This is a genomic window from Treponema sp. OMZ 790 (assembly GCF_024181285.1).
Lineage (GTDB): Bacteria > Spirochaetota > Spirochaetia > Treponematales > Treponemataceae > Treponema_B.
On the sequence record NZ_CP051201.1, the window covers coordinates 2,072,031 to 2,093,373 of the forward strand.

Here is a 21,343-nt window from a genome sequence, read left to right on the forward strand (position 1 = left end):
CAACGAACAAAAATCAGCTTTCATCAAATATGTGATCATATTTTTTATACCAGAAATAAGGCAATACATGGTGCGCCATCACATACAAATACAATAAGCCCGTTAAAATCCATAATACTAATAAAATACTAACCACAATGTTAGTATAATACCACTGTAAAGCTGATACCTGAATATTTTTCATATCTTCTTTATTAGTTAAATAATAATAGCCATTTATAATATCTGTTGTATCAAAAATTAATTTCTCACTAGCATAATACTTATCTGTTCTAGCAAGAATTACAAATATTATAGTCAATATTATAATGCATATTCCAAATTTTTTCATATTTCATTTCCCAAATTAAAAAAATCAAAATTATACCAATCAATATCAACCCATCTTTTTTTATCTCCGTTAAGATAAGTACCTTCAAAAATTTTCATACTACCAAATCTAATTTCCAAATACAGTCCTAAAGCATCCATATTTATACCATATAAATCTTTTGATACCCTTTCAAATTCAGAAGCTATTTTACTTTCCGCATATTTACAAATTTCGGCTTCTTTAATTTTATCAATTTTAGATTTTGTATCTATCACAATACAAACAACAGACCCTTTCAAAGCTTTAAATATTTTTACATTTTCAATATTCTTGTTTAGAGATTTTAAATCTTTTACAAAATTTTCTACATCAACATTTCCTATAGCTCTATCTATATCAATATCAATATTTTCATAATAGTCGAATTCGTTTATTTTAAAATCAAAAGAAGTATATAATAAGAGCCTGTTATTTACAAAAATACGCAGTTTAACAATAGTATCGTTTTTAATAAACTTATCAATATCTTCATAAGCGGAAGGATATTTCTTTGATGTTTTAGTTATAACATGAGAAAAATATGTTTGTGTATTTTTAATACTAGCCACACTTACATCTTTCGAAAAATAAAAATTAAAGTTAACTATATTTTCATATACATAAACGGAACATTTTTTTAACTTTTCTATTTTGTATAATTCCCAAAAACTACCTTTATCCTCAATGTATGTTCTATCTTTTTCATTTGAAAGATCAAAACATTTTTCGGGAACACCATTGTTATGATTTTCAACAGAACAAGAAAAAATTAAAAAAAAGGTTAAAAAGAATATTAAATTTAATCTCATTTTGAACTTGCTCCTCCTGGCAATGAAAATATTTCCTCATAATTAATTTCTGAACTTATGTATCTACCTTTCCTATCATAAAAATTATGAATATTTTTAATTTTGATACCAATAATTGCAACAATTGTATTGAGGCTTACTCCATTACGGTGTTTATAAAATATATCAGCTTCAGCTAGGTTGATTTTTCCATGAGGTTTTATTACCCAATTAAATTTAGGAGTAACAATTTCAGTATATCCATTAGGATCTATACCACCATAATTATAAGTAATAGTAATCTTTTTTAAGTCATTAGCATTAAGATTTGAAAATATACTATCTGAGAATATCTCAGGTTTTTTATTTTCAGGTATAATTTTCTTTCCAACGATTTCACCGACTTGTAAAGTTCGTGGATCTCTTGTAAAACCGGATTTCTCTTTCCAATCATCTCCATATAAACCATATAATGTATCCCCTTTTTCTGCAGCGTAGGTTCCATCTCCATTATTAATCCACATTCCCGTAGGATCCACATACTTCACCGGATTATTCCCTGCATAATGATACACATGTAAGTTTACAACATTAAACACCCCTCCCATTCCCGGCAAGTTTTCATTATGCTTTTTAGCCTCGTCATCAATGGGAGCCTTTGGTATGTAATCGTTTAATGCAGGATCTCCTGACAACCATCTACTATATTTCGGATCAAGATACCGTGCACCATAGTAGTATAAACCTGTCTCTTCATCCAGTTCTTTCCCCGTAAACCTGAACGGCAGTTTATCCAGCCCTGCAGCAACTTCTTCTATCCACAATTCCCCATACGGTGTGTATTCTATGTGTTCATATTGTTTACCACGCCAGTCTGTTACAAATTGCGCACTGCCAAGGTGGTCTGAATGGTAGTAATACCGTTTAGCCTTTTGCTCGTCATTGTCGCCTTGGTTATCCGTATGTGTCATGGCGGTTACTAATCTTGAGTTTCCTACGAATATGTGTTTGTGTACTCTTAAGCCTTGCGGGTTGTTTTGGTCTTGTGTCGGGATATGTATCGTAAAGAAATTATTAAAGTAAAGCGTTTCACTTCGTCCCTCATCTGTGTATTTTAAGGCTCTCTGTCCGTCTTCGCCATAGCGGTAGTGTACTGTGTAGTTTCTGTCGCTTGATTTGGTTAAGAGGTTTCGCTCGTTCCAAGTGTAGTTACGCCTGTAGGCAAATAGGTCTTGCGGGTTTGACTGTTCCGTTTCTTTAGGAGCGTCAAGCCCGAAGCCGTAGTCTGTGCCGTATACGTCTTCATTTTCAAAATAGGAGTATGTAAATACAAACTCTTCTTCGTCTGTGAATGGACCGTCTTTTTCGGCTGTTATGTTGCCGTTTGCGTCATAGCGATAGTATCGGGTGCCTGCATGGATTAGCCGATGAGCATAAGCCGGGTCGTATTCGTAATTCAAGTTATAGTCAAGTTCAGCTTTTGGATACGAGTTCCCTTGTGCACCGGGTATGTTTGTGGTGCTTATCTTTTCTTTCATGTTTCCTATGCCATCAAAGGCAAAGGTTTGTTTATATTTTGCAATGCTTACAGGTGTTGTTCCAGAGCTTTTTTTAGCCTTGTATTGGTTACTTGTTCCTTCTACGCTTATAAGCTGGTAAAGATTATCGTAAGAGTATGTTTGTTTTGTTTCATAAGTACTTGCATCATTATTATAGCCTAGGACGTTTCCGACAGGGTCGAATGAGTACTTTATTTTTTGAAAGACGTCTTGAGTTTGGTTATTCTTTGTTTCTATCGAGTCAAGCCATCTTCTTTTCTCGTCATATTTGTATCTTGTTTCTACGCCGTTTCCGTACTTTATATACACTCTTTGTGCGTGTTCATCATAAATGATTTTATCTACGTAAGAGTATTCGGCCGTTCCTTTTGACGAGGTCTTTACTCCGCTAACTCCCCTTAGCTGTCCGCCTTTGTCATAGGTGTAAGTTATTGTTTCTCCGTCGGGGTACTTCATGCTTTGCATTCTGCCGAGGTAATCGGAGCGGTATTCAAAGCTTGCAGTTTCAGGATTAGTTCCCGCTCCGTAGCGGTTTATGGTTCTTGTTTCGCTTACTACCTCGTTTAAGTTTCCGTAACTATAATGTGTTTCTCCCGTTTCATCTTTTTTGTAGACTATTTGCCCGGCTCCATTTTGTTCCGGCGCTCCGTATTTATATTCTATGTCATGGCTAAAAGGATAGTCTGTTTTTAGTATGCGGTCAAAGCCGTCATACTCGTATCTTATTTCGGCAGCCTTGTTTTTTAATACCGAATCCGTTTCTGCTTGCAGCCTTCCTTTCTCATCGTAAATCCATTCTTTTTTGCCGGTGTCTTTGCTTTCTAATGCGGTTCTTCTTCCAAGCAAGTCATAACTTACCGATAAAAGATTATTCTTTGCGTCATATGCTCTAAGCATTTCTCCGAGGACGGAGTATTCGTATCGTGCTTTGGTTAATATAGTATTGTTTTTATCTAAGCGTTCTACTTCCCGTATGTTTCCTCTTGCATCTTTTTTACTTATGCTTACGTTTTCCAATGGGTCGGTTGTTTTTGTTATTTGTAAAGAGCTTTCTATCGAATACTCCGTTTTTTGTTTGTGTCCGTCAGGAAGTGTAGTTAAGATGTTCCTGTCTATATCGTCATACTCGTATTTTGTGCCGTTTCTTATCTTTGTAAAATCGTTTAGTTCATAAAACTGTTCTACACCTTGATATGATGAGATGGTTTTTAAATTGTTTTCTAAATCCCCTCCGTAAAAGAAGGGCATTCCTTCTTCTATCTTTCGTCCTGCTTCATCATAGTTTATTGCACTTGAAATATTCCAGCCTGTTTGGGTTGTGTTCTCTGTTCCGTCGACGTACACTTCTCCTTCTTTTGCTGTGTAGCTTATTCTTCCTAAGCCGTCGTGAAGGACTATTGTTTTCATGACATTGCTATCTTCTGCTTCGGTGCTTATTTTGTTTTCGGTTACGGTGTACCAATAGGAATCTTTTGGAGTAATGTATGTGTATTTTGCATAAGGAGTTTTTCCTGGTCCGATGATTTTTTCGGTGTCTTTGTCTCTTTCAAAGTCGTAGGGGCTTCTCACCTCTGTTACCCGTCCAAAGTTGTCGTACTTATAGCTCATTGTATTGTTTGCAGCATCCGTTTCTTTTAGTTTTACTCCTAAAATACGATCCCATTCTATTTTACTTGTGTAAGATTTATCTCCTTTAGAACTTATCTCTTTTATTTCGATAGGATATATGCCGTCAAGGTATTTGTATTCGGCTCTTTTACCTGTCGGGCTTGTTACTGCTTTTATGTTCCCTTCATCAGTCCATTCTATGCGGTTTACAAGATATGCTCCATGCGACGTGTATTGTTTTAATTCCGTTAAGGCGCCTGTTTTACTGTCGTATGCACCCTCCCGTTTACGTAAAAGAGTTCCCGTCTTTCCGTGTAAGACCTGTATTTTTTCGGGGTGTGCTTTAAAGTACGCTTCTTCTCTTCCCCCTTTCCAATATGTTATTTCTGCTATGATGTCATCGTTTGTGTTTGTGACGTCTCCCTTATCGTAAAGTTTTGTAACGTTTCCGTATTTGTCGTACTCGTATTCGCTTTCGGTTTTTATTTCGTTGTAGTTTTCTCGTATTGTGTTAGTTTCTTTTTTTATTCTCGCATGGGGTGCTGTGTCTATCTCGTATTCTTTTATTGAGTATACTATGTTTCCATTTTTTACCATCTCGCGTTTTACCATGCCTTTGCGGTAGTAAGAGTCGATATAATATTCCGTTTCGGTTACCGTGCCTACGGCGTTTTTACTTCTTACCGTTTTAAAGCCGTAGAATTCTTTTTCTATTCTGTTATAATAGCCGTCGTGGTAACTATAATAGGTTGTATACTCTTGTTCTTTTGAAAATATGCGGGCATCTCCTGCGTCGCACGGCAAAAAAGTGTCCTCGACGTATACCCGATACGCCTGCGGTACTTTTTTGCCTGACTCCTTGTATCTGCTCCGCCTATTTCCAAAAGTCCTGTCAGTGGGATTATTTAACAAATCTAAAAGCTTAGCCTCCGATGTTTTGCCGAATGGCAAAACTCGCCGCTCAAAGGGGCGTAAGCACCTTTGAGCGGCGGACTGCCTGCACTTGTGTACTATCATAATTATGTAAAAGTACACAAGTGCAGGCATCGCGCTTTTCGCTCCAATCTTTTTGCTGCTCTTGTCTTCACGGACAAGGCTCTTCCCTCCGGTCAGAGCTTGCTTTTTGCTTAAACAAACCGCAAAAAGGATTTCCGCTTCAATCGCTGTCCGAGAGATAAAATGGCCAAGTTGTAGATACAAATAAAAAGGGGCTTTCATCATTTTCTTTTCTTTTACATCCAAGTCTTCTATTTTTTTCTTCTGTCTGTGATGCAACATATTACTTTAATTGTCTACATTTTTTTATGACATGATCATAAACCTTCATTTTTTCATCCAAATTTTCCTATTTTATAATAATATTTGTTATTCCAATTCTAATTTAAAAAAATATTATACTCTTTTTTAACATATTCATAACTATTGGGTAAATATAATGTTATTGTTGTAGAATACCCGTGTTCAATTAAAATTAAAAAGTCATAATTGTATTGGGCAGCAAAAAATATAGGAGATAAAAATTCATCTTTAGGTGTAAATATATCATAATTTTTATAAGATATACTATAGCTGTTATCATCATTTTTTATTAAATATTTATTAATAAAATCATCAAGGCTCATATTTTTATCGGCTATATCTGTAGATAACTTGTTGATATTTTTATCAACTTTATAATCAAAAAAATATCTTTTAGTATCTATTACCTCATATTTCATCTTTGTTTCATATAAAAAATAATAACCATCATAACAATAAACAATAATAACAGGAATAGTTGCATTATCTTTTTTTGAAATATTTTCCAAAAAATAGTTTTCAATTGTTATTCTATCAATGTTCTTTTCAAGACGTTTTTCAGTATTTTCTTCTGCAAAACAAAAAATAGATAATAAAAATAAACAATTTAGCATAAATATTTTATTATTAATGTGTAAGCCTTTCATTATACTTCAATTGCCTCCTTAATGCATTTTCTGTTATTGGATCATTAGAAAATTCTCCAACACCTATCGTTCTAGCTTCTTCTCGCGGATATTTATCATGGAATAAACCACCCTTAAATACGACCTCTCCAGACTTATATTTACCATCTTGAAATCCTGAAGTAATAAATGTATAGTCATCGGTGCTATTATCTCCAGTTCCATCCGCATAATGTAATCCATGAATAAGTTCATGTCCAAGTACAATTTCTGCTGGAGTATGTTTAGCTTTTTCTATATTTCCATTTTCGTCTCTTATAAAATAATCATTACTCAATTTTACATTAATTGAAAAATAAACAATTGAATCTGAACCTATACCTGGAGTCTCAGCTTTTTTTCTAGATTTTGGCGCTGTACCTATTGAACTATCATTCATTATTGTGACTGTATTTTTACTGACCTGCAAATTTCGTATCAATTTTGCTCCAGCAGAATTATTAGTACTGCTAGTCGTTACTATTCCTGTTCTCATATTTATCTTTACATTAGGATCAAGCTTTTTTAATACACTTATCACTTGATTTTTATAACTGTTCCTTCCAGCAATTCTTAATATTTTTCCATCCGGATCGGTATACTTAACCGGATTATTCCCTGCATAGTGATAAACATGTAAATTTATCGTATTGTAGACGCCGCCCATACCGGCAAGCTTACTAGGTTCTGTTCCGGGAGAAGGTATATACTCACCTAATGCAGGATCCCCACTCAACCACCTCGAATATTTCGGGTCAAGGTACCGCGCTCCGTAATAATACAACCCCGTCTCCTCATCAAGCTCTTTTCCCGTAAACCTGAACGGCAGTTTGTCTAATCCTGCGGCAACTTCCTCGATCCAGAGTTCGCCATACGGTGTGTATTCAATGTGTTCGTACTGTCTGCCTTTCCAGTCCGTAACAAACTGTGCGCTTCCTAAGTGGTCACTGTGATAATAGTAACGCTTTGCTCTTTGTTCATCGTTATCTCCGTGGTTGTCTGTGTGGGTCATTGCGGTTACAAGTCGTGAGTTTCCTACGAATATATGCTTATGCACTCTTAAGCCTTGCGGGTTGTTTTGGTCTTGCGTCGGGATATGTATCGTAAAGAAATTATTAAAGTAAAGCGTTTCACTTCTTCCTTCGTCTGTGTATTTAAGTGCTCTTTGTCCGTCTTCACCATAGCGGTAGTGGACGGTAAAGTTTCGGTCGCTTGATTTTGTTAAGAGGTTCCGCTCGTTCCAAGTGTAGTTACGCCTGTAGGCAAATAGGTCTTGAGGGTTTGTTTGCTCGGTTTCTTTAGGTGCGTCAAGACCGAAGCCGTAGTCTGTGCCGTATACGTCCGTTTCAGGGTCATAGCTGTAGGTAAATGTAAACTCTTCTTCGTCGGTAAAAGGTCCGTCTTTTTCCGCCGTTATGTTGCCGTTGGCGTCATAGCGGTAGTATCTAGTTCCGGCTCTTATTAAACGGTGTGCATAAGCCGGATCATATTCGTAATCTAAGCTATAATCAAGCTCAGCTTTGGGATAGGAGTTCCCTTGTGCACCGGGTATGTTTGTGGTGCTTAGCTTATTGGTCATGTTGCCTTCTTTTGAAAATATGCGGGCATCTCCTGCGTCGCTACGCAAAAATAAATGCTCGACGTATACCCGATACGCCTCCGCTTTATTTTTACTAGGCTCCTTGTATCTGCTCCACCTATTTTCAAAAGCAATTGTTTTTCCGCTTCCTATCGTAAGCGGAAAAACCTCTAGTAAGCTGTTTTTGTTTAATAATAACTTTATTTTGGCGGCCTGTTGACAGTTGTGTACTATTATAACTATGTAAAAGTACACAACTGTCAACACCGCGCTTTTCAGGGCTATGCTGTCCCTTTCAATCGCTATCCGAAAGAGGTAAAAAGTGGATAAATTTTTCATTTAATCTCTCCTTTTAATCTTAAAAAAATATTCATAACAAAATCATGAGCGATAGTTCGGGGGTATACCACATTGTCTAGAAAAAAGTTTTATTTCTACATACATACACTGTTTCTTTTTCCTTTATTTTATTATATACCAATAATTTATTATCTTTGAGCCTTATTACATAAAATTTATTTTCTATATTTCCTTGTTCATTTAGCTCATAAGAGTATTCTCCAAACAGTCCGCTTAAACTATGATCAAATATATATTCATTTATTGTTTCTAAATATGATGCAGTCCACATAGTTTCAATCACAAGAAATTTAGAATCGGAAAGAAAGATAAATTCCTCATTAAACTCAATATACGATTCGGAATAATCCAAATTCGGAAAAGGATTTTCTTTTATCCAATAACTTATAGCTAAAGACATAATATTATCAAATTTAAAATTTCTATCAGCGTATTTATATTTATTTATGGGAAAGCTGGATGAAACTGTTGATTCATTATCTGAAAATACAGATGTTAAGAGAAACAACATAAATAATAAACAAATATATCTTTTTATCATAATTCATTATCCTCTAAAGTTTTATTTAGATACTCATTTGCGACACTGTCCGCATGTTTCATGGCTTCAATATCTGATAAGCCTTCCGAAATGCATTCTTGGTATTTATTATTGTATAGATTCAAAGCCGTATTTAATATCTTATCTACAAGTCCATTTTTATAAGTACCATCAGTATATTTTTGCTTTCTAAGTTCTTGAAGTTTTGAATATAATTTTGTTTCTTGTTTTACATAATTATTATATTCTTCAGAATTCTTTTCATATCCCATCTGCTCTGCATTTATTCCGGCTGTAGTAAGAATATAATCGTAAGCTTGTTCTTTATCAAATACGATGGCATCTTCCAAAGCTGTGTTTTTGGGTATATCATATATTTGCTGATAAAGTTGACTGGCTCTATTTATTGTATCTAATTTTTTTTGATATTTCTCAATAAAAAAATTAAAAGCATCATTGAATTTAGTGTTTGCAAAATAAGATGCAATAAAATTCCCATCCGGATCGGTATACTTCACCGGATTATTGCCCGCGTAGTGGTACAGGTGCAAGTTTACAACATTAAACACGCCTCCCATTCCAGGTAAGTTCTCGTTGTGTTTTTTAGCTTCGTCATTTATCGGAGCTTTGGGTATGTAATCACCCAATGCCGGATCGCCTGACAGCCACCTACTGTATTTAGGGTCTAAGTACCTCGCCCCGTAATAATACAGCCCGGTCTCTTCGTCAAGCTCCTTACCCGTAAAGCGGAAAGGTAACTTGTCCAACCCCGCAGCGACTTCTTCAATCCAGAGTTTGCCATACGGCGTGTACTCTATGTGTTCATATTGTTTACCTCGCCAGTCGGTTACGAATTGTGCGCTTCCCAAATGGTCACTGTGGTAGTAATACCGCTTTGCTTTTTGCTCTTCGTTGTCACCACTGTTATCTGTATGTGTCATCGCGGTTACTAATCTTGAATTTCCCACAAAGATGTGTTTGTGTACACGTAAGCCTTGCGGGTTATTCTGGTCTTGTGTGGGAATATGTATCGTGAAAAAGTTATTAAAGTATAAGGTTTCACTTCGCCCCTCGTCGGTGTATTTAAGTGCTCTTTGCCCATCGTCTCCGTAGCGGTAGTGGACTGTGTAGTTTTTGTCGCTCGATTTGGTTAAGAGGTTGCGCTCGTTCCAAGTGTAGTTACGCCTGTAGGCAAATAGGTCTTGCGGGTTTGATTGTTCCGTTTCTTTAGGTGCGTCAAGACCAAATCCGTAGTCGGCACCGTATACGTCTTCATTTTCAAAGTATGAGTATGTAAATACAAACTCTTCTTCGTCAGTAAAAGGTCCGTCTTTTTCTGCTGTGATATTGCCGTTTGCGTCATAGCGGTAATAACGGTTACCTGCTCTTATTAGGCGGTGTGCATAGGCAGGGTCATACTCGTAATCTAAGCTATAATCAAGTTCAGCCTTGGGATAGGAGTTTCCTTGTGCACCGGGTATGTTTGTGGTGCTTAATTTTTCTTTCATGTTTCCTATGCCATCAAAGGCAAAGGTTTGTCTGTATTTTGCAATGCTTACAGGTGTTGTTCCAGAGCTTTTTTTAGCCTTGTATTGGTTACTTGTACCCTCTACGCTTATAAGCTGGTAAAGATTATCGTAAGAGTATGTTTGTTTTGTTTCATAAGTACTTGCATCATTATTATAGCCTAGGACGTTTCCTACAGGGTCGAATGAGTACTTTATTTTTTGAAAGACGTCTTGAGTTTGGTTATTTTTAGTTTCTATTGTATCGATTTTATAAATTTTTCTTTCCCCTTTTTGTATTCCTATCGGCTGCATAAGGAAAGAAACAAAAGTATCATAACAGGTTGTTGTTGAAATAATTTTTTTCATTATGACATAACCGTATTTTTTGCAATTCAAAACTTCCATTTCTTTCACTTACATTGTCAATGATAATTATAGCATATATAAAAAAAGCTTTTTCTTCTTCTATTTCTATTAATTTCAATTTAGCTCTCATATCATCAACATAAATATTTAAAGCAATATTATCAGTATAAATTTTTTACTCTATAGTTTGATGTATTTTTGTGTAACAAGAAACTAATAAAAAAGATAATAGTATACAGAATAACAATTTATGAATTTTATTTATCAACATCGATCTCCTTTTCTTTATTTATTGTGTTGTATACCTTTTATACTATCCAACCATTCCAAAATAATACCAATTTTCATATGATGTTTTCTCTATAATTCCAAATCCAAAAAAATAAAGCTCATCTTCGGTCAAAACACTTAAATCCAAATCTCTACAATATACAAGTCCACGTGAAAACATCGTATATCCTAAAAATAAAACATCTGCACATTCGAAAAAACGGATCAAGGTTATTTTTTTTTCAACTACATTAAAACGATTTAAAATCAAGCCCTCCCCCCGAAACTGTCTAAAAGAACCTTCAGAAAATACATTTTTTTGCTTTAACTTTTCTAAATCATTGTAGTGTAAATTAAATTCATCTTTTCTAATTCGAAAAATATGTTTATTATTTATAAAAAAAAGTTTATAATATTCAAAAGATATTACATATTCATTAGTTTCGGCATAATAGTCTATTTCAAAATTTTCATCACGCTCTACTTCAATGATTTTATCATTATTTAAAATTCTATTTTTGACATCGGTAAGTTGCTCTATGTTTTCAGAGTTTAATACTAAAGAGCCATTTAAAACACATGAACTTATAGACGTTAGGACTATGCAATAACATAAAATTTTTCGAATCATTATTTCCTCCTTTTTAGTTTATTTTCAAATATAAAAGCTGTAAATGTAAACATTCTAAACGATGTAAAACAAAATGATAAATAAAAATGATCTCCGATAGTTCTTGTTATCTTATTGCCTAAAGAACCATCATACGCATATATACCTCGCAATATATTTTGGGTATCTCTAGGATCATCAAAGTTAGTAAGCCAAAACCCAGCCATTGCAGTACCAGCTTTCACCTGTGCAATGCCTGGTGCTTCAATAAGCAATAGCGTTGAAAATCCTCCTGCAGCTCCCACATAGCCATAATGCAAATTTCCAAATTCTTCTGCTGTAACCAGTTTACCATTAAACCAATACCAGCCTCTCTTTCCATCTTCTTCTTTAAAGTTTTTAAAATCCCAGTCACCATGTGATTTAACTTTTTTATAAAAATAGCTTATGTTCAAAGCATGCTTTTTCATCTCTTTTGCATTCTCTTCTAGCAGTTCACGGTCAGATGCGGGAGTATGGATTTCATTCCTAGAACTAGATTCTATTTTTTCTATATTCCCATCATCATCTTTATAAATAATATCTCTCCCATCCGGATCAATATACTTCACCGGATTATTGCCCGCATAATGGTACACATGCAAATTAACGGTATTAAACACCCCGCCCATGCCAGGCAGGTTTTCATTATGCTTTTTTGCCTCATCATCTATCGGAGCCTTTGGTATATAATCATTAAGTGCCGGATCTCCTGATAACCACCTACTGTATTTAGGATCTAAATACCTCGCTCCGTAGTAGTATAAACCAGTCTCTTCATCCAGCTCTTTGCCTGTAAATCTGAACGGTAACTTATCCAATCCAGCAGCAACTTCCTCGACCCAGAGTTCGCCATACGGTGTGTATTCAATATGCTCGTATTGCCTGCCTTTCCAGTCGGTTACAAATTGTGCACTGCCTAAGTGATCACTGTGGTAATAGTAACGCTTTGCCTTTTGTTCATCGTTATCGCCTTGGTTATCCGTATGTGTCATGGCGGTTACAAGCCGTGAGTTTCCTACGAATATGTGTTTGTGTACGCGTAGTCCTTGAGGGTTGTTCTGGTCTTGTGTGGGTATGTGTATCGTAAAGAAGTTATTAAAGTATAAGGTTTCGCTTCGCCCCTCATCTGTGTATTTAAGAGCTCTCTGTCCGTCTTCTCCGTAGCGGTAGTGCACGGTAAAGTTGCGGTCACTTGATTTTGTTAAGAGGTTACGCTCGTTCCAAGTGTAGTTACGCCTGTAGGCAAATAGGTCTTGCGGGTTTGATTGTTCCGTTTCTTTTGGAGCGTCAAGCCCGAAGCCGTAGTCGGCACCGTATACATCTTGTTCTTCAAAGTATGAGTATGTAAATACAAACTCTTCTTCGTCTGTGAATGGACCGTCTTTTTCGGCTGTTATGTTGCCGTTTGCGTCATAGCGGTAATAACGGTTGCCTGCCCTTATTAGGCGGTGTGCATAGGCAGGGTCATACTCGTAATCTAAGCTATAATCAAGTTCAGCCTTGGGATAGGAGTTTCCTTGTGCACCGGGTATGTTTGTGGTGCTTAATTTTTCTTTCATGTTTCCTATGCCATCAAAGGCAAAAGTTTGTCTGTATTTTGCAATGCTTACAGGTGTTGTTCCAGAGCTTTTTTTAGCCTTGTATTGGTTACTTGTACCCTCTACGCTTATAAGCTGGTAAAGATTATCGTAAGAGTATGTTTGTTTTGTTTCATAAGTACTTGCATCATTATTATAGCCTAGGACGTTTCCTACAGGGTCGAATGAGTACTTTATTTTTTGAAAGATGTCTTGAGTTTGGTTATTCTTTGTTTCTATTGTATCTAACCAACGCCGCTTCTCATCGTATTTGTATCTTGTTTCTACTCCGTTTCCGTAGCGTATGTAAACTCTTTGTGCGTGTTCGTCATAAATGATTTTATCTACGTAAGAGTATTCAGCCGTTCCCTTTGACGAGGTTTTTACGCCGCTCACTCCCTTTAACTGTCCGCCTTTATCATAGGTGTAGGTTATGGTTTCTCCGTCAGGGTATTTCATACTCTGCATTCGCCCAAGATAGTCCGAGCGGTATTCAAAGCTTGCAGTTTCAGGACTGCTTCCTGCTCCGTAGCGGTTGATGGTTCTTGTTTCGCTTACTACCTCATTGAGATAGCCGTACCTGTATCTTGTTTCTCCTGTTTCGTCTTTTTTGTAAATTACCCGGCCTGCACCTTTTTGTCCGGGCTCTCCATATTTGTATTCTATATCAATGCTAAAAGGATAGTCGGTCTTTACTATACGGTCAAAGCCGTCGTATTCGTATCTTATTTCGGCTGCCTTGTTTTTTAATACCGAATCGGTTTCCGCCTGTAATCTTCCTTTCTCATCGTAAATCCATTCTTTTTTGCCGGTGTCCTTGCTTTCAAGCGCCGTTCTTCTTCCAAGTAGGTCATACGTTACCGATAAAAGATTATTCTTTGCGTCATATGCTCTAAGCATTTCTCCGAGGACAGAGTATTCGTATCGTGCTTTGGTTAATACGGTGTTGTTTTTATCTTGCCGTTCTACTTCCCTTATGTTTCCTCTTGCATCTTTTTTGCTTATGCTTACGTTTTCTTTAGGGTCTGTTGTTTTTGTTATTTGTAAAGAGCTTTCTATCGAATACTCCGTTTTTTGTTTGTGTCCATCGGGCAGTATTGTTAAGATGTTCCTGTCTATATCGTCATATTCGTATTTTGTGCCGTTTCTTATCTTTGTAAAATCGTTTAGTTCATAAAACTGTTCTATTGCTTGATAAGAGTTTTTACTTGATAGTTCTTGTTCTAAATCCCCTCCGTAAAAGAATGGCATTCCTTCTTCTATCTTTCGTCCTGCTTCATCATAGTTTATTGCACTTGAAATATTCCAGCCCGTTTGTGTTTGCTCATCGGTTCCGTCTACGTACACTTCTCCTTCTTTTGCTGTATAGCTTATTCTTCCCAGACCGTCATGGAGTACTATTGTTTTCATAACCGCCGTATCGTCGGCTTCGGTGCTTATTTTGTTTTCGGTTACGGTGTACCAAAAGGAATCGGCTGGCGTGTGATATTCGTATCGTGCATAAGGCGTTTCTCCGGCTTTGATTATTTTTCCGTTGTTTTTATCTCTTTCATAATCGTAGGGACTTCTCACCTCGGTTACTCGCCCAAAGTTGTCATATTTATAACTCATGGTGTTGTTTGCGGCATCTGTTTCTTTTAGCTTTAAGCCTAAGACGCTGTCCCATTCTATAGTGCTTGTGTAAGGCGCTTCCCCTTTTGCGCTTATCTCTTTTATTTCAATCGGGTATATACCGTCAAGGTATTTGTATTCACTTCGCTTTCCGGTCGGGCCTGTTAGCGCTTTTATGTTTCCCTCAGCCGTCCATTCTATGCGGTGTAATAGATACGCCGACTGCGTTGTGTATTGTTTTAGTTCGGTTAAGGCGCCGGTTCTTGCATCATAGCTTCCTTCTCTTTTTCGTAAGAGCGTTCCGGTCTTTCCGTGCAAGACTTGTATTTTTTCAGGGTGTGCTTTAAAGTATTTCTCTTCACTCGCCCCCTTCCAATATGTTATTTCCGCTATGATATCATCATTTGTGTTTGTTAGGTCTCCCTTATCGTAAAGTTTTGTTACGTTCCCGTATTTATCATACTCGTATTCGCTTTCCGTTTTTATTTCACTGTACCCTTCCCGTACGGTGTTTACTTCTTTTTTTATTCTCGCATGGGGAGCTGTGTCTACCTCGTATTCTTTTATTGAGTATATTCTGTTTCCGTTTCTTACCGTCTCGCGCTTTACCATGCCTTTGCGGTAGTAAGAGTCAATATAATATTCGGTTTCCGTTTCCGTGCCTACAGCGTTTTTACTTCTTACCGTTTTAAAGCCGTAGAATTCTTTTTCTATTCTGTTATAATAACCGTCCTCGTAAGTGTAATAGGTGGTGTATGCTTGTTCATTGCCTGTTTTAGTTTTTAGGCCCGACCTTGCCGTTACCTCGCTTAATACGTATTTACATTGGGGAAGCTCTACGGTGTTGCCTGCCCGCTCATATTTTAATTCATAGCTTCCGCCTTGGGGTAGTTTTATTTTTTTAAGTAAGCCTACCTTTCCTAGAAGGTTGCGTTGGACGTACACGGCTCCGTTACTTCCCGGTATTCTCAATACTCGGTCAGCTAAACCGTCACCGTCTATGTCAAGCATTGAAACGTTTACACCTGAAACTCTTCCTGATGCATTAAGACCGGCACCTGCCGAAAAGGATAGGTTAAGACTATAACCTGTAAGAGGTATCAATACATTACCTGAAACTCCTCCGTTTGTTGCAGCTGCAAAATTTACGGTTGAAGACATGTTTAAACAATTAATTTTTTTTATAAGAAATGCAGACAATGGGTTTATAGCCAATCCGTCACTTAAAACAGCCGAATCAAAACCGCTGTTTAGATATTTTCCCAATCCCGGGATATTTCTTAAAAATGCAACACCCAAATTAGCGTCAGTTACAAAAAACAATTTCGCCTTATCTCCGGATGATAAATTCCATTCAGGAAGTTTCACTTCCATCTCTTTTTCTATTTTTCCGCCGGTATTTACAGTAATTACAGCCGTATTTTTTTTATTACCCAACCTAATCATATAGGGTAAATAACCGCATAAATTTACAAACTGTCTTTTCGTATTAGTAAAACTTCCCGAATATGAAAGTGAGCCCGATAAATTACCCGATACCGTATCGGTTTTTACTCCTTCATTGGCATAAGTATTGCTCAATGATGTTGAAAGATTTAAAGTTCCTGATACGGTATGTGTTTCAGTCTCGCCAAGGTTTATTTTTAAAATATTATTCCCTGCAAAACATACCTTATTCCCGCAGTTTAAATAAGAACCTTTTTTTGTCACGCTATCAGGTAAACCGTCTCCATTTATATCCATAAAGGAAATTTCATCTACTCCGGACCCTTTAGATTTACTTAAATTGGCCCCTGTACTTATAGGATTTATGGTCGTAGAATAAAGCAGTTTTCCTTTGAGTTGTATGCTTTTTATTTACTCCTCCTCCGCTTACTCCTCCTCCGGTTGATGTTATAGTATCGGAGTTTTCTATAATTTCATTCAAACCTTGAATATAATATTCTTTTTCAAAACCTTTTCCGCTTCCCAAAGAAACTTTTATACTTTCCCCTTCTTTTTGTATTACATCCGCTTTTCCGTCTCCGTTTACATCACTCAATAAAATATCGACATAGGACCATCCTCGACTTTCACTACGGCTGATATCGGCATTGATAGACAGCCCATCCAGTTTCTCCATTTCATCGGCAATTCCATTCATTAATTTTTCTATATCTTGAACCTTAATTGAATCAAAAAACTTGGTATAATTAAGAGAAGGAGAAAAAGAGTTTTCTTTGCTTTTATTTATTGAACGTCTAATTGATATACCCGACAAATTAGAAGGTTTTATGCCGGGAATAGTATAATATATAGCGCCCCCGCTTCTATTTATAAATATAAGATCCTCTTTAATATACGGACAATATCTTTGTAAACTATCTCCGTTTTCAGATAAAGATTCCGAAATATTTCCTATATAGGATTTTTCATCTATATCCGTTTTAGACTCTGCTTCCTTTTTTATAGGTGTTATTTTTTGCCCGTCTGAAAGTATAATCTCCTCATTCTTTCTGATAGGATAGTACAAAGGATTCTTTTCCTTTTAGATTTTTGAAGCATCGCCTTTGTTGGATTTCATATCATTGATATCTTTATCTATCGTATCAGAAGTTTCATATGCTATTTTTTTTAATTTTTTCTCACTAAATGTATTTTCTTCATAGTTTTGATCTTTTATCCATACACCGTAATACCATTGTTTATTTCCCCCTGATAAAAATTCTTTTACTCCGCATTTATTATCAATGGTTATTACTTTTTTTACTTCTACTTCCTTTGTAATGCTTTTTCCGTCCTCTTCTACTTCTTTTAACTCTTTATATGTATATTCTTTTTCTTCACTGTATTTTATAACTTCTTGCGACAATTGGTTGTTTGAAAAATCTTTTGCACTATCCCAAGTTTCTATAAATATATTTTTTAATTTCAAAATTCCATTTTCAAACAAAGGAAGTTTTATATACGGATTTTCTCCTTTGTAATCCATAACAGGGTACTTATTATTCTTATCATATTCAAGATAAGTCTTTATTACATCATATCGGCCTAACCCTATATTTTTTTCATCCGTTTTAAGCTTATTGTACTTTAATAAAGCTTCTGTGTAATCACTGCCGCTTAAAGCATCTAACTGTTCTTTTGTTAAAAGTTTTAAAGCTTCTTCATCTTTTAAATTATATCTTTCTCTTTTATCATCATATTCATACTTATGTTTCTTAATAAATACCGATAATCCATATTCAAGAAGTATTTTATTTACTTTTTCTTTTTCTTCTTCACTTATATCCTTTTTTATCCTATAATAAACATCTCCTTCGGCAATTTTATAAACACTACCTATAAATAATTTTCCTTCTTCTCCATACATCTTTTCTGCTATTTTTTCTATTTTCAAATAAAGTTCTTTATCTATCGCTTTCCATTTTTCATTATCCAATAAATATGAATTATATTCTTTATGCTCTTTCCACAGTTTTACAATTCTTTATACAGATTAAATGCTTTAGGCTGATAATTATCTAATTCATAGGTTGAATTTAGATTTTTTGCTTTGTAGGTTCTTATTGTTCTATAATATTTTTAGTTATTATCTTGCAATATTTTGAAATCCTTTGATTTATTTATCTAATCATATCTCCTTTTCCGCTTATACTTTAATAAATCACTTTTCTAACCCTTTACTTATGGAGTCTCCTTCGGCAATTTTATAAACACTACCTTAAATATCTTTCTTCCGTTTCTATTTTAATGTTGGTATCTATAGGTCTTCTTCCTGCCAACTTTCAACATTATATGACAACACATCCTTATCATGTAAAACATATTTTCACTTGTAATTTCATATGTATACATGCTCATAAGCAATTTCTTTAGTTCTTTTGGTTGTTTTCGCTTTCATACCCTTAGCCTGTAAAATTAACTCTATATCTTCTTTATATATATTTTTTGGTACAAAATAACCGTTCCTTATTAAGTAATATGCCGCTTTTGATTTTTCTGCATCATATTTGTTTATCCCTTCATTTAATATTCTCTGCCAATCATCTTTGACTACATAAGACCAGCCTCCATGAAGATGATATTCTTTTCTTTTCAGTATTTCTAATTCAGGTTCCTTTAAAATACTTTCTTTATCTACTCTCCATAATACCACATTCTCCTTATCGGCAAACGGTTCTATGCTCTTATACCTTACCTTTATATTCCATCTTATTCTCTGACCGCTTCTTTTACATTCTCCATATGGTACAAAATATAAACTCTCATTATTTTTTATAACCTCTTCATTGACACTATTAATATGTCTATTCACTTCATTAATTGTCTTATTTGATATTTTTTCATTTCCTTTATATATTCGGAACCTTATCTCGTCGTAATTATTTTCATCATCATCAAATCTTCCTTCACTTTCTATTTCTATATTTCCATTGTAGCGTCCTACCCAACTTCGAAACGGATTTTGTTGATAAAACCTATCATTGTATTCTTTAACTTCTGATTTATCGAGTTTCAGTTCGACTATCTTTAATCTATCCATATTTTCGATTCACTGCGAATAAAGTTTTGCCGGTATTCTGTAAATAATATCCGGCTCCTTCTATTACTATGTCTATAAAACCGTCTCCGTTTATATCGCTAAATGAAGTTTTTAAGTTTGTTATCGTATCTTGTTTCGCATGTGAATATGTTAATCCAACTGACGGTATCCCCTCAGGAAGACCTAAACCGCCATATACATTTAGACTTGTTCCTGTAGTATCACTGACTTCTTTTCTATTCCTTCAATATCCGCATCCCATTTTTCGGCAGGCCGAATCCTCCCCCCGTATTAAGACTTACTAAAAACCCGCCCTTACATTGTGAAACAGCATCCGCTAGGCCGTCTCCATTTATATCTAAATACAGCTGCTCACTTACACTGCTTCCGCGGCTTTTACTTCCGCCCCCTCCTATCGTAATTCTTCCGTCAGTCCTTCCTGTCTGATCACCAACTCCTATGCCTCCTGATCCCGAAATATTGGCACCTTTCGAATTACCGCTTGTTACACGTATACCGCCTATATTTTTATCAAGAGTTCCGCCGCCCTTATACCATCTTTCACTTTCTCCAAACGCCTTTATGCTTCCATCTCTTTCTTTTTCCGCTTGTTCATATTCAAAATTATATGCGTACCGCCCTTCTTCTTTGCCTTGACCCTTTACCTCTATGCTCTCTAATAAGCTTTCTAAAAAGGTATTCGCTTTATATTTAAACTCATATCTTTTTACTTCCTTCCCTCTAACTTCACTTTTTATTTCTCTTATTCTTTTACTTTCTTTCTTTAAATATCTTCCCTTCCCTCTACTCTTACATCCTCTCTTCCCTCATACTCTATCTTTATTCGCCTCTCTCTTTCTTTCCCATACACTATTTCCTTTAATACTACCTCTTCCCCTTCTACGCTTTTTCCATTTTCATATTTATATTCTATTACGTTTCCAAACTATCCCTTATCTCATCCAAGTAATATATATATTTTTACCTTCACTTATTCCGCTCCAATTCCTTAACCCATATATTTTAACACTTCCGTCTTTTCTCTTATCTCAAAATAGTTTTCGCTTCCTCTTCCTTCTGCCCACTCATTTTTTATTGCTGCATACCTTTGTTTTCTCTCTTCCTTCCATCCTCCTCCCTCATATCTTACTCTTATCCCGTTTATTATATACGTGTCTTTGCCGTCATATTCAGGTAAGCCCAATCTTGTATCTATACTTATGCTTTCTATTCCGCTTAAACTAAAGCCTTTGCCCAATACTCCATACCCGCTTCCGCTTGAATAGCTTACCGCCAACTCAGGGCTTAAACCCCGAACTCCTGAAGGCACCTGCAGTTTCATGTTAAACGAGGCACTTCCTTCACTTGCCCCCTTTAATCCTTCTATGCTTTCTATCCCTCCTACCGCATCGGCAGCTTTCAGTTCTTTTATGCTGTTTAAGTTTATGTTTACAGGACCGGGCGATTCAGGTAAGCTTAACGTCCCATTTATCATATCCGTAAAATGATTTGTGTAAGACTCTATTACCTTTTTTTCTACATCTACGCCCTTCCTTTTTAACGCTTCCCATGCTTTCTTTCTTTTATTATAATAATACGTATATATCTCTTGCGCATATTCTTCTTCTATACGCTCATCATATGCCATTTTTATCAAGCATTCTTTTTTAAATTTTATACCTGCAGGTTCAAACCTGTACCCGCCCAGTCCTGCCGTTACGTTTTTTACTTCCCCTTCTTCTACTCTTATTAACCTGCTTATCTTTATTTCAACTTCCTTTTCCAAGGCTCCTATTGGCACTTCAAACCTTACTCCTTCCCCTTCAATTACTCCCCCTTCTTTGCCTATTACCTTGCTTGCCAATAAAATACTGTTCTTTATTTTTATCTGTCCTTCTCCTGCTCCTGCCGCATACAGGTTTACAGGCAATACTCCTACACTCATGTATACTATAAATAATACTATCGAAATGCCTTTTTCTTTTATTGCTTTTATTATCTTTTTCATTTACTTTTATCTCCACTCTTTTTATAAGACTTTATTTAAAATCCTTTACTTTACCTTGTATTCTATCCAAACAAA

The 21,343-nt window shown here is 35.8% G+C and carries 13 protein-coding genes; all 13 read right to left on the reverse strand.

Annotated elements, in window-relative coordinates:
- Positions 1-13: 13 nt before the first annotated feature.
- The 13 genes from E4O01_RS09975 to E4O01_RS10035 all read right to left on the reverse strand — a co-directional run bounded on the left by E4O01_RS09975 (position 14) and on the right by E4O01_RS10035 (position 21,268).
- A complete protein-coding gene (locus E4O01_RS09975; RefSeq protein WP_253719253.1) occupies positions 14-331 on the reverse strand; it encodes a hypothetical protein in 318 nt (105 codons plus the stop codon).
- Positions 328-1,161, reverse strand: a complete 834-nt coding sequence (locus E4O01_RS09980; protein WP_253719255.1) for a hypothetical protein — start codon at positions 1,159-1,161, stop codon at positions 328-330. Before E4O01_RS09980 ends, E4O01_RS09975 begins: the two co-directional genes overlap by 4 nt.
- The gene (locus E4O01_RS09985) at positions 1,158-5,585 is read right to left on the reverse strand and encodes a toxin TcdB middle/N-terminal domain-containing protein (protein ID WP_253719256.1); all 4,428 of its coding nucleotides are present in this window, start codon (positions 5,583-5,585) and stop codon (positions 1,158-1,160) included. Before E4O01_RS09985 ends, E4O01_RS09980 begins: the two co-directional genes overlap by 4 nt.
- 98 nt (positions 5,586-5,683) lie before the next feature.
- A complete protein-coding gene (locus tag E4O01_RS09990; RefSeq protein ID WP_253687448.1) occupies positions 5,684-6,253 on the reverse strand; it encodes a hypothetical protein in 570 nt (189 codons plus the stop codon).
- Entirely contained in the window at positions 6,234-8,189 is a 1,956-nt protein-coding gene (locus E4O01_RS09995) for an RHS repeat-associated core domain-containing protein (RefSeq protein ID WP_253719258.1), read from the reverse strand. The genes E4O01_RS09990 and E4O01_RS09995 overlap by 20 nt, the downstream gene beginning before the upstream one ends.
- A 76-nt stretch (positions 8,190-8,265) precedes the next feature.
- On the reverse strand, positions 8,266-8,610 hold the full coding sequence (locus E4O01_RS10000; protein ID WP_253719259.1) for a hypothetical protein: 345 nt from the start codon (positions 8,608-8,610) through the stop codon (positions 8,266-8,268).
- Positions 8,611-8,747: 137 nt separating this feature from the next.
- The gene (locus E4O01_RS10005) at positions 8,748-10,625 is read right to left on the reverse strand and encodes an RHS repeat domain-containing protein (protein WP_253730147.1); all 1,878 of its coding nucleotides are present in this window, start codon (positions 10,623-10,625) and stop codon (positions 8,748-8,750) included.
- A 313-nt stretch (positions 10,626-10,938) separates the two neighbouring features.
- Positions 10,939-11,526: a hypothetical protein gene (locus tag E4O01_RS10010; protein ID WP_253719260.1), complete on the reverse strand. Its 588-nt coding sequence runs from the start codon at positions 11,524-11,526 to the stop codon at positions 10,939-10,941.
- The gene (locus E4O01_RS10015) at positions 11,526-16,478 is read right to left on the reverse strand and encodes a toxin TcdB middle/N-terminal domain-containing protein (protein WP_253730148.1); all 4,953 of its coding nucleotides are present in this window, start codon (positions 16,476-16,478) and stop codon (positions 11,526-11,528) included. Before E4O01_RS10015 ends, E4O01_RS10010 begins: the two co-directional genes overlap by 1 nt.
- Positions 16,479-16,512: 34 nt before the next feature.
- Positions 16,513-17,247, reverse strand: coding sequence for a hypothetical protein (locus E4O01_RS10020; RefSeq protein ID WP_253730149.1), 735 nt, complete (start codon positions 17,245-17,247; stop codon positions 16,513-16,515).
- 15 nt (positions 17,248-17,262) lie between these two features.
- Positions 17,263-18,156 (reverse strand): hypothetical protein, encoded by an 894-nt coding sequence (locus E4O01_RS10025; protein ID WP_253730150.1) that lies wholly within the window; start codon positions 18,154-18,156, stop codon positions 17,263-17,265.
- A 402-nt stretch (positions 18,157-18,558) separates the two neighbouring features.
- Complete coding sequence (locus E4O01_RS10030; RefSeq protein WP_253730151.1) at positions 18,559-19,260, reverse strand: hypothetical protein; 702 nt, start codon at positions 19,258-19,260, stop codon at positions 18,559-18,561.
- Positions 19,261-20,269: 1,009 nt separating this feature from the next.
- The gene (locus E4O01_RS10035; RefSeq protein ID WP_253730152.1) at positions 20,270-21,268 is read right to left on the reverse strand and encodes a SpvB/TcaC N-terminal domain-containing protein; all 999 of its coding nucleotides are present in this window, start codon (positions 21,266-21,268) and stop codon (positions 20,270-20,272) included.
- Positions 21,269-21,343: the final 75 nt, after the last annotated feature.

Bases quoted from the DNA above. Each gene is read 5' to 3' on its own strand.
- E4O01_RS10015 (WP_253730148.1), bottom strand. From the start codon at position 16,478: ATGGATATAAATGGAGACGGTTTACCTGATAGCGTGACAAAAAAAGGT.
- E4O01_RS10005 (WP_253730147.1), bottom strand. From the start codon at position 10,625: ATGAAAAAAATTATTTCAACAACAACCTGTTATGATACTTTTGTTTCT.
- E4O01_RS09985 (WP_253719256.1), bottom strand. From the start codon at position 5,585: ATGTTGCATCACAGACAGAAGAAAAAAATAGAAGACTTGGATGTAAAA.
- E4O01_RS10010 (WP_253719260.1), bottom strand. From the start codon at position 11,526: ATGATTCGAAAAATTTTATGTTATTGCATAGTCCTAACGTCTATAAGT.
- E4O01_RS10000 (WP_253719259.1), bottom strand. From the start codon at position 8,610: ATGTCTTTAGCTATAAGTTATTGGATAAAAGAAAATCCTTTTCCGAAT.
- E4O01_RS09980 (WP_253719255.1), bottom strand. From the start codon at position 1,161: ATGAGATTAAATTTAATATTCTTTTTAACCTTTTTTTTAATTTTTTCT.
- E4O01_RS10030 (WP_253730151.1), bottom strand. From the start codon at position 19,260: ATGGATAGATTAAAGATAGTCGAACTGAAACTCGATAAATCAGAAGTT.
- E4O01_RS09975 (WP_253719253.1), bottom strand. From the start codon at position 331: ATGAAAAAATTTGGAATATGCATTATAATATTGACTATAATATTTGTA.
- E4O01_RS09995 (WP_253719258.1), bottom strand. From the start codon at position 8,189: ATGAAAAATTTATCCACTTTTTACCTCTTTCGGATAGCGATTGAAAGG.
- E4O01_RS09990 (WP_253687448.1), bottom strand. From the start codon at position 6,253: ATGAAAGGCTTACACATTAATAATAAAATATTTATGCTAAATTGTTTA.
- E4O01_RS10035 (WP_253730152.1), bottom strand. From the start codon at position 21,268: ATGAAAAAGATAATAAAAGCAATAAAAGAAAAAGGCATTTCGATAGTA.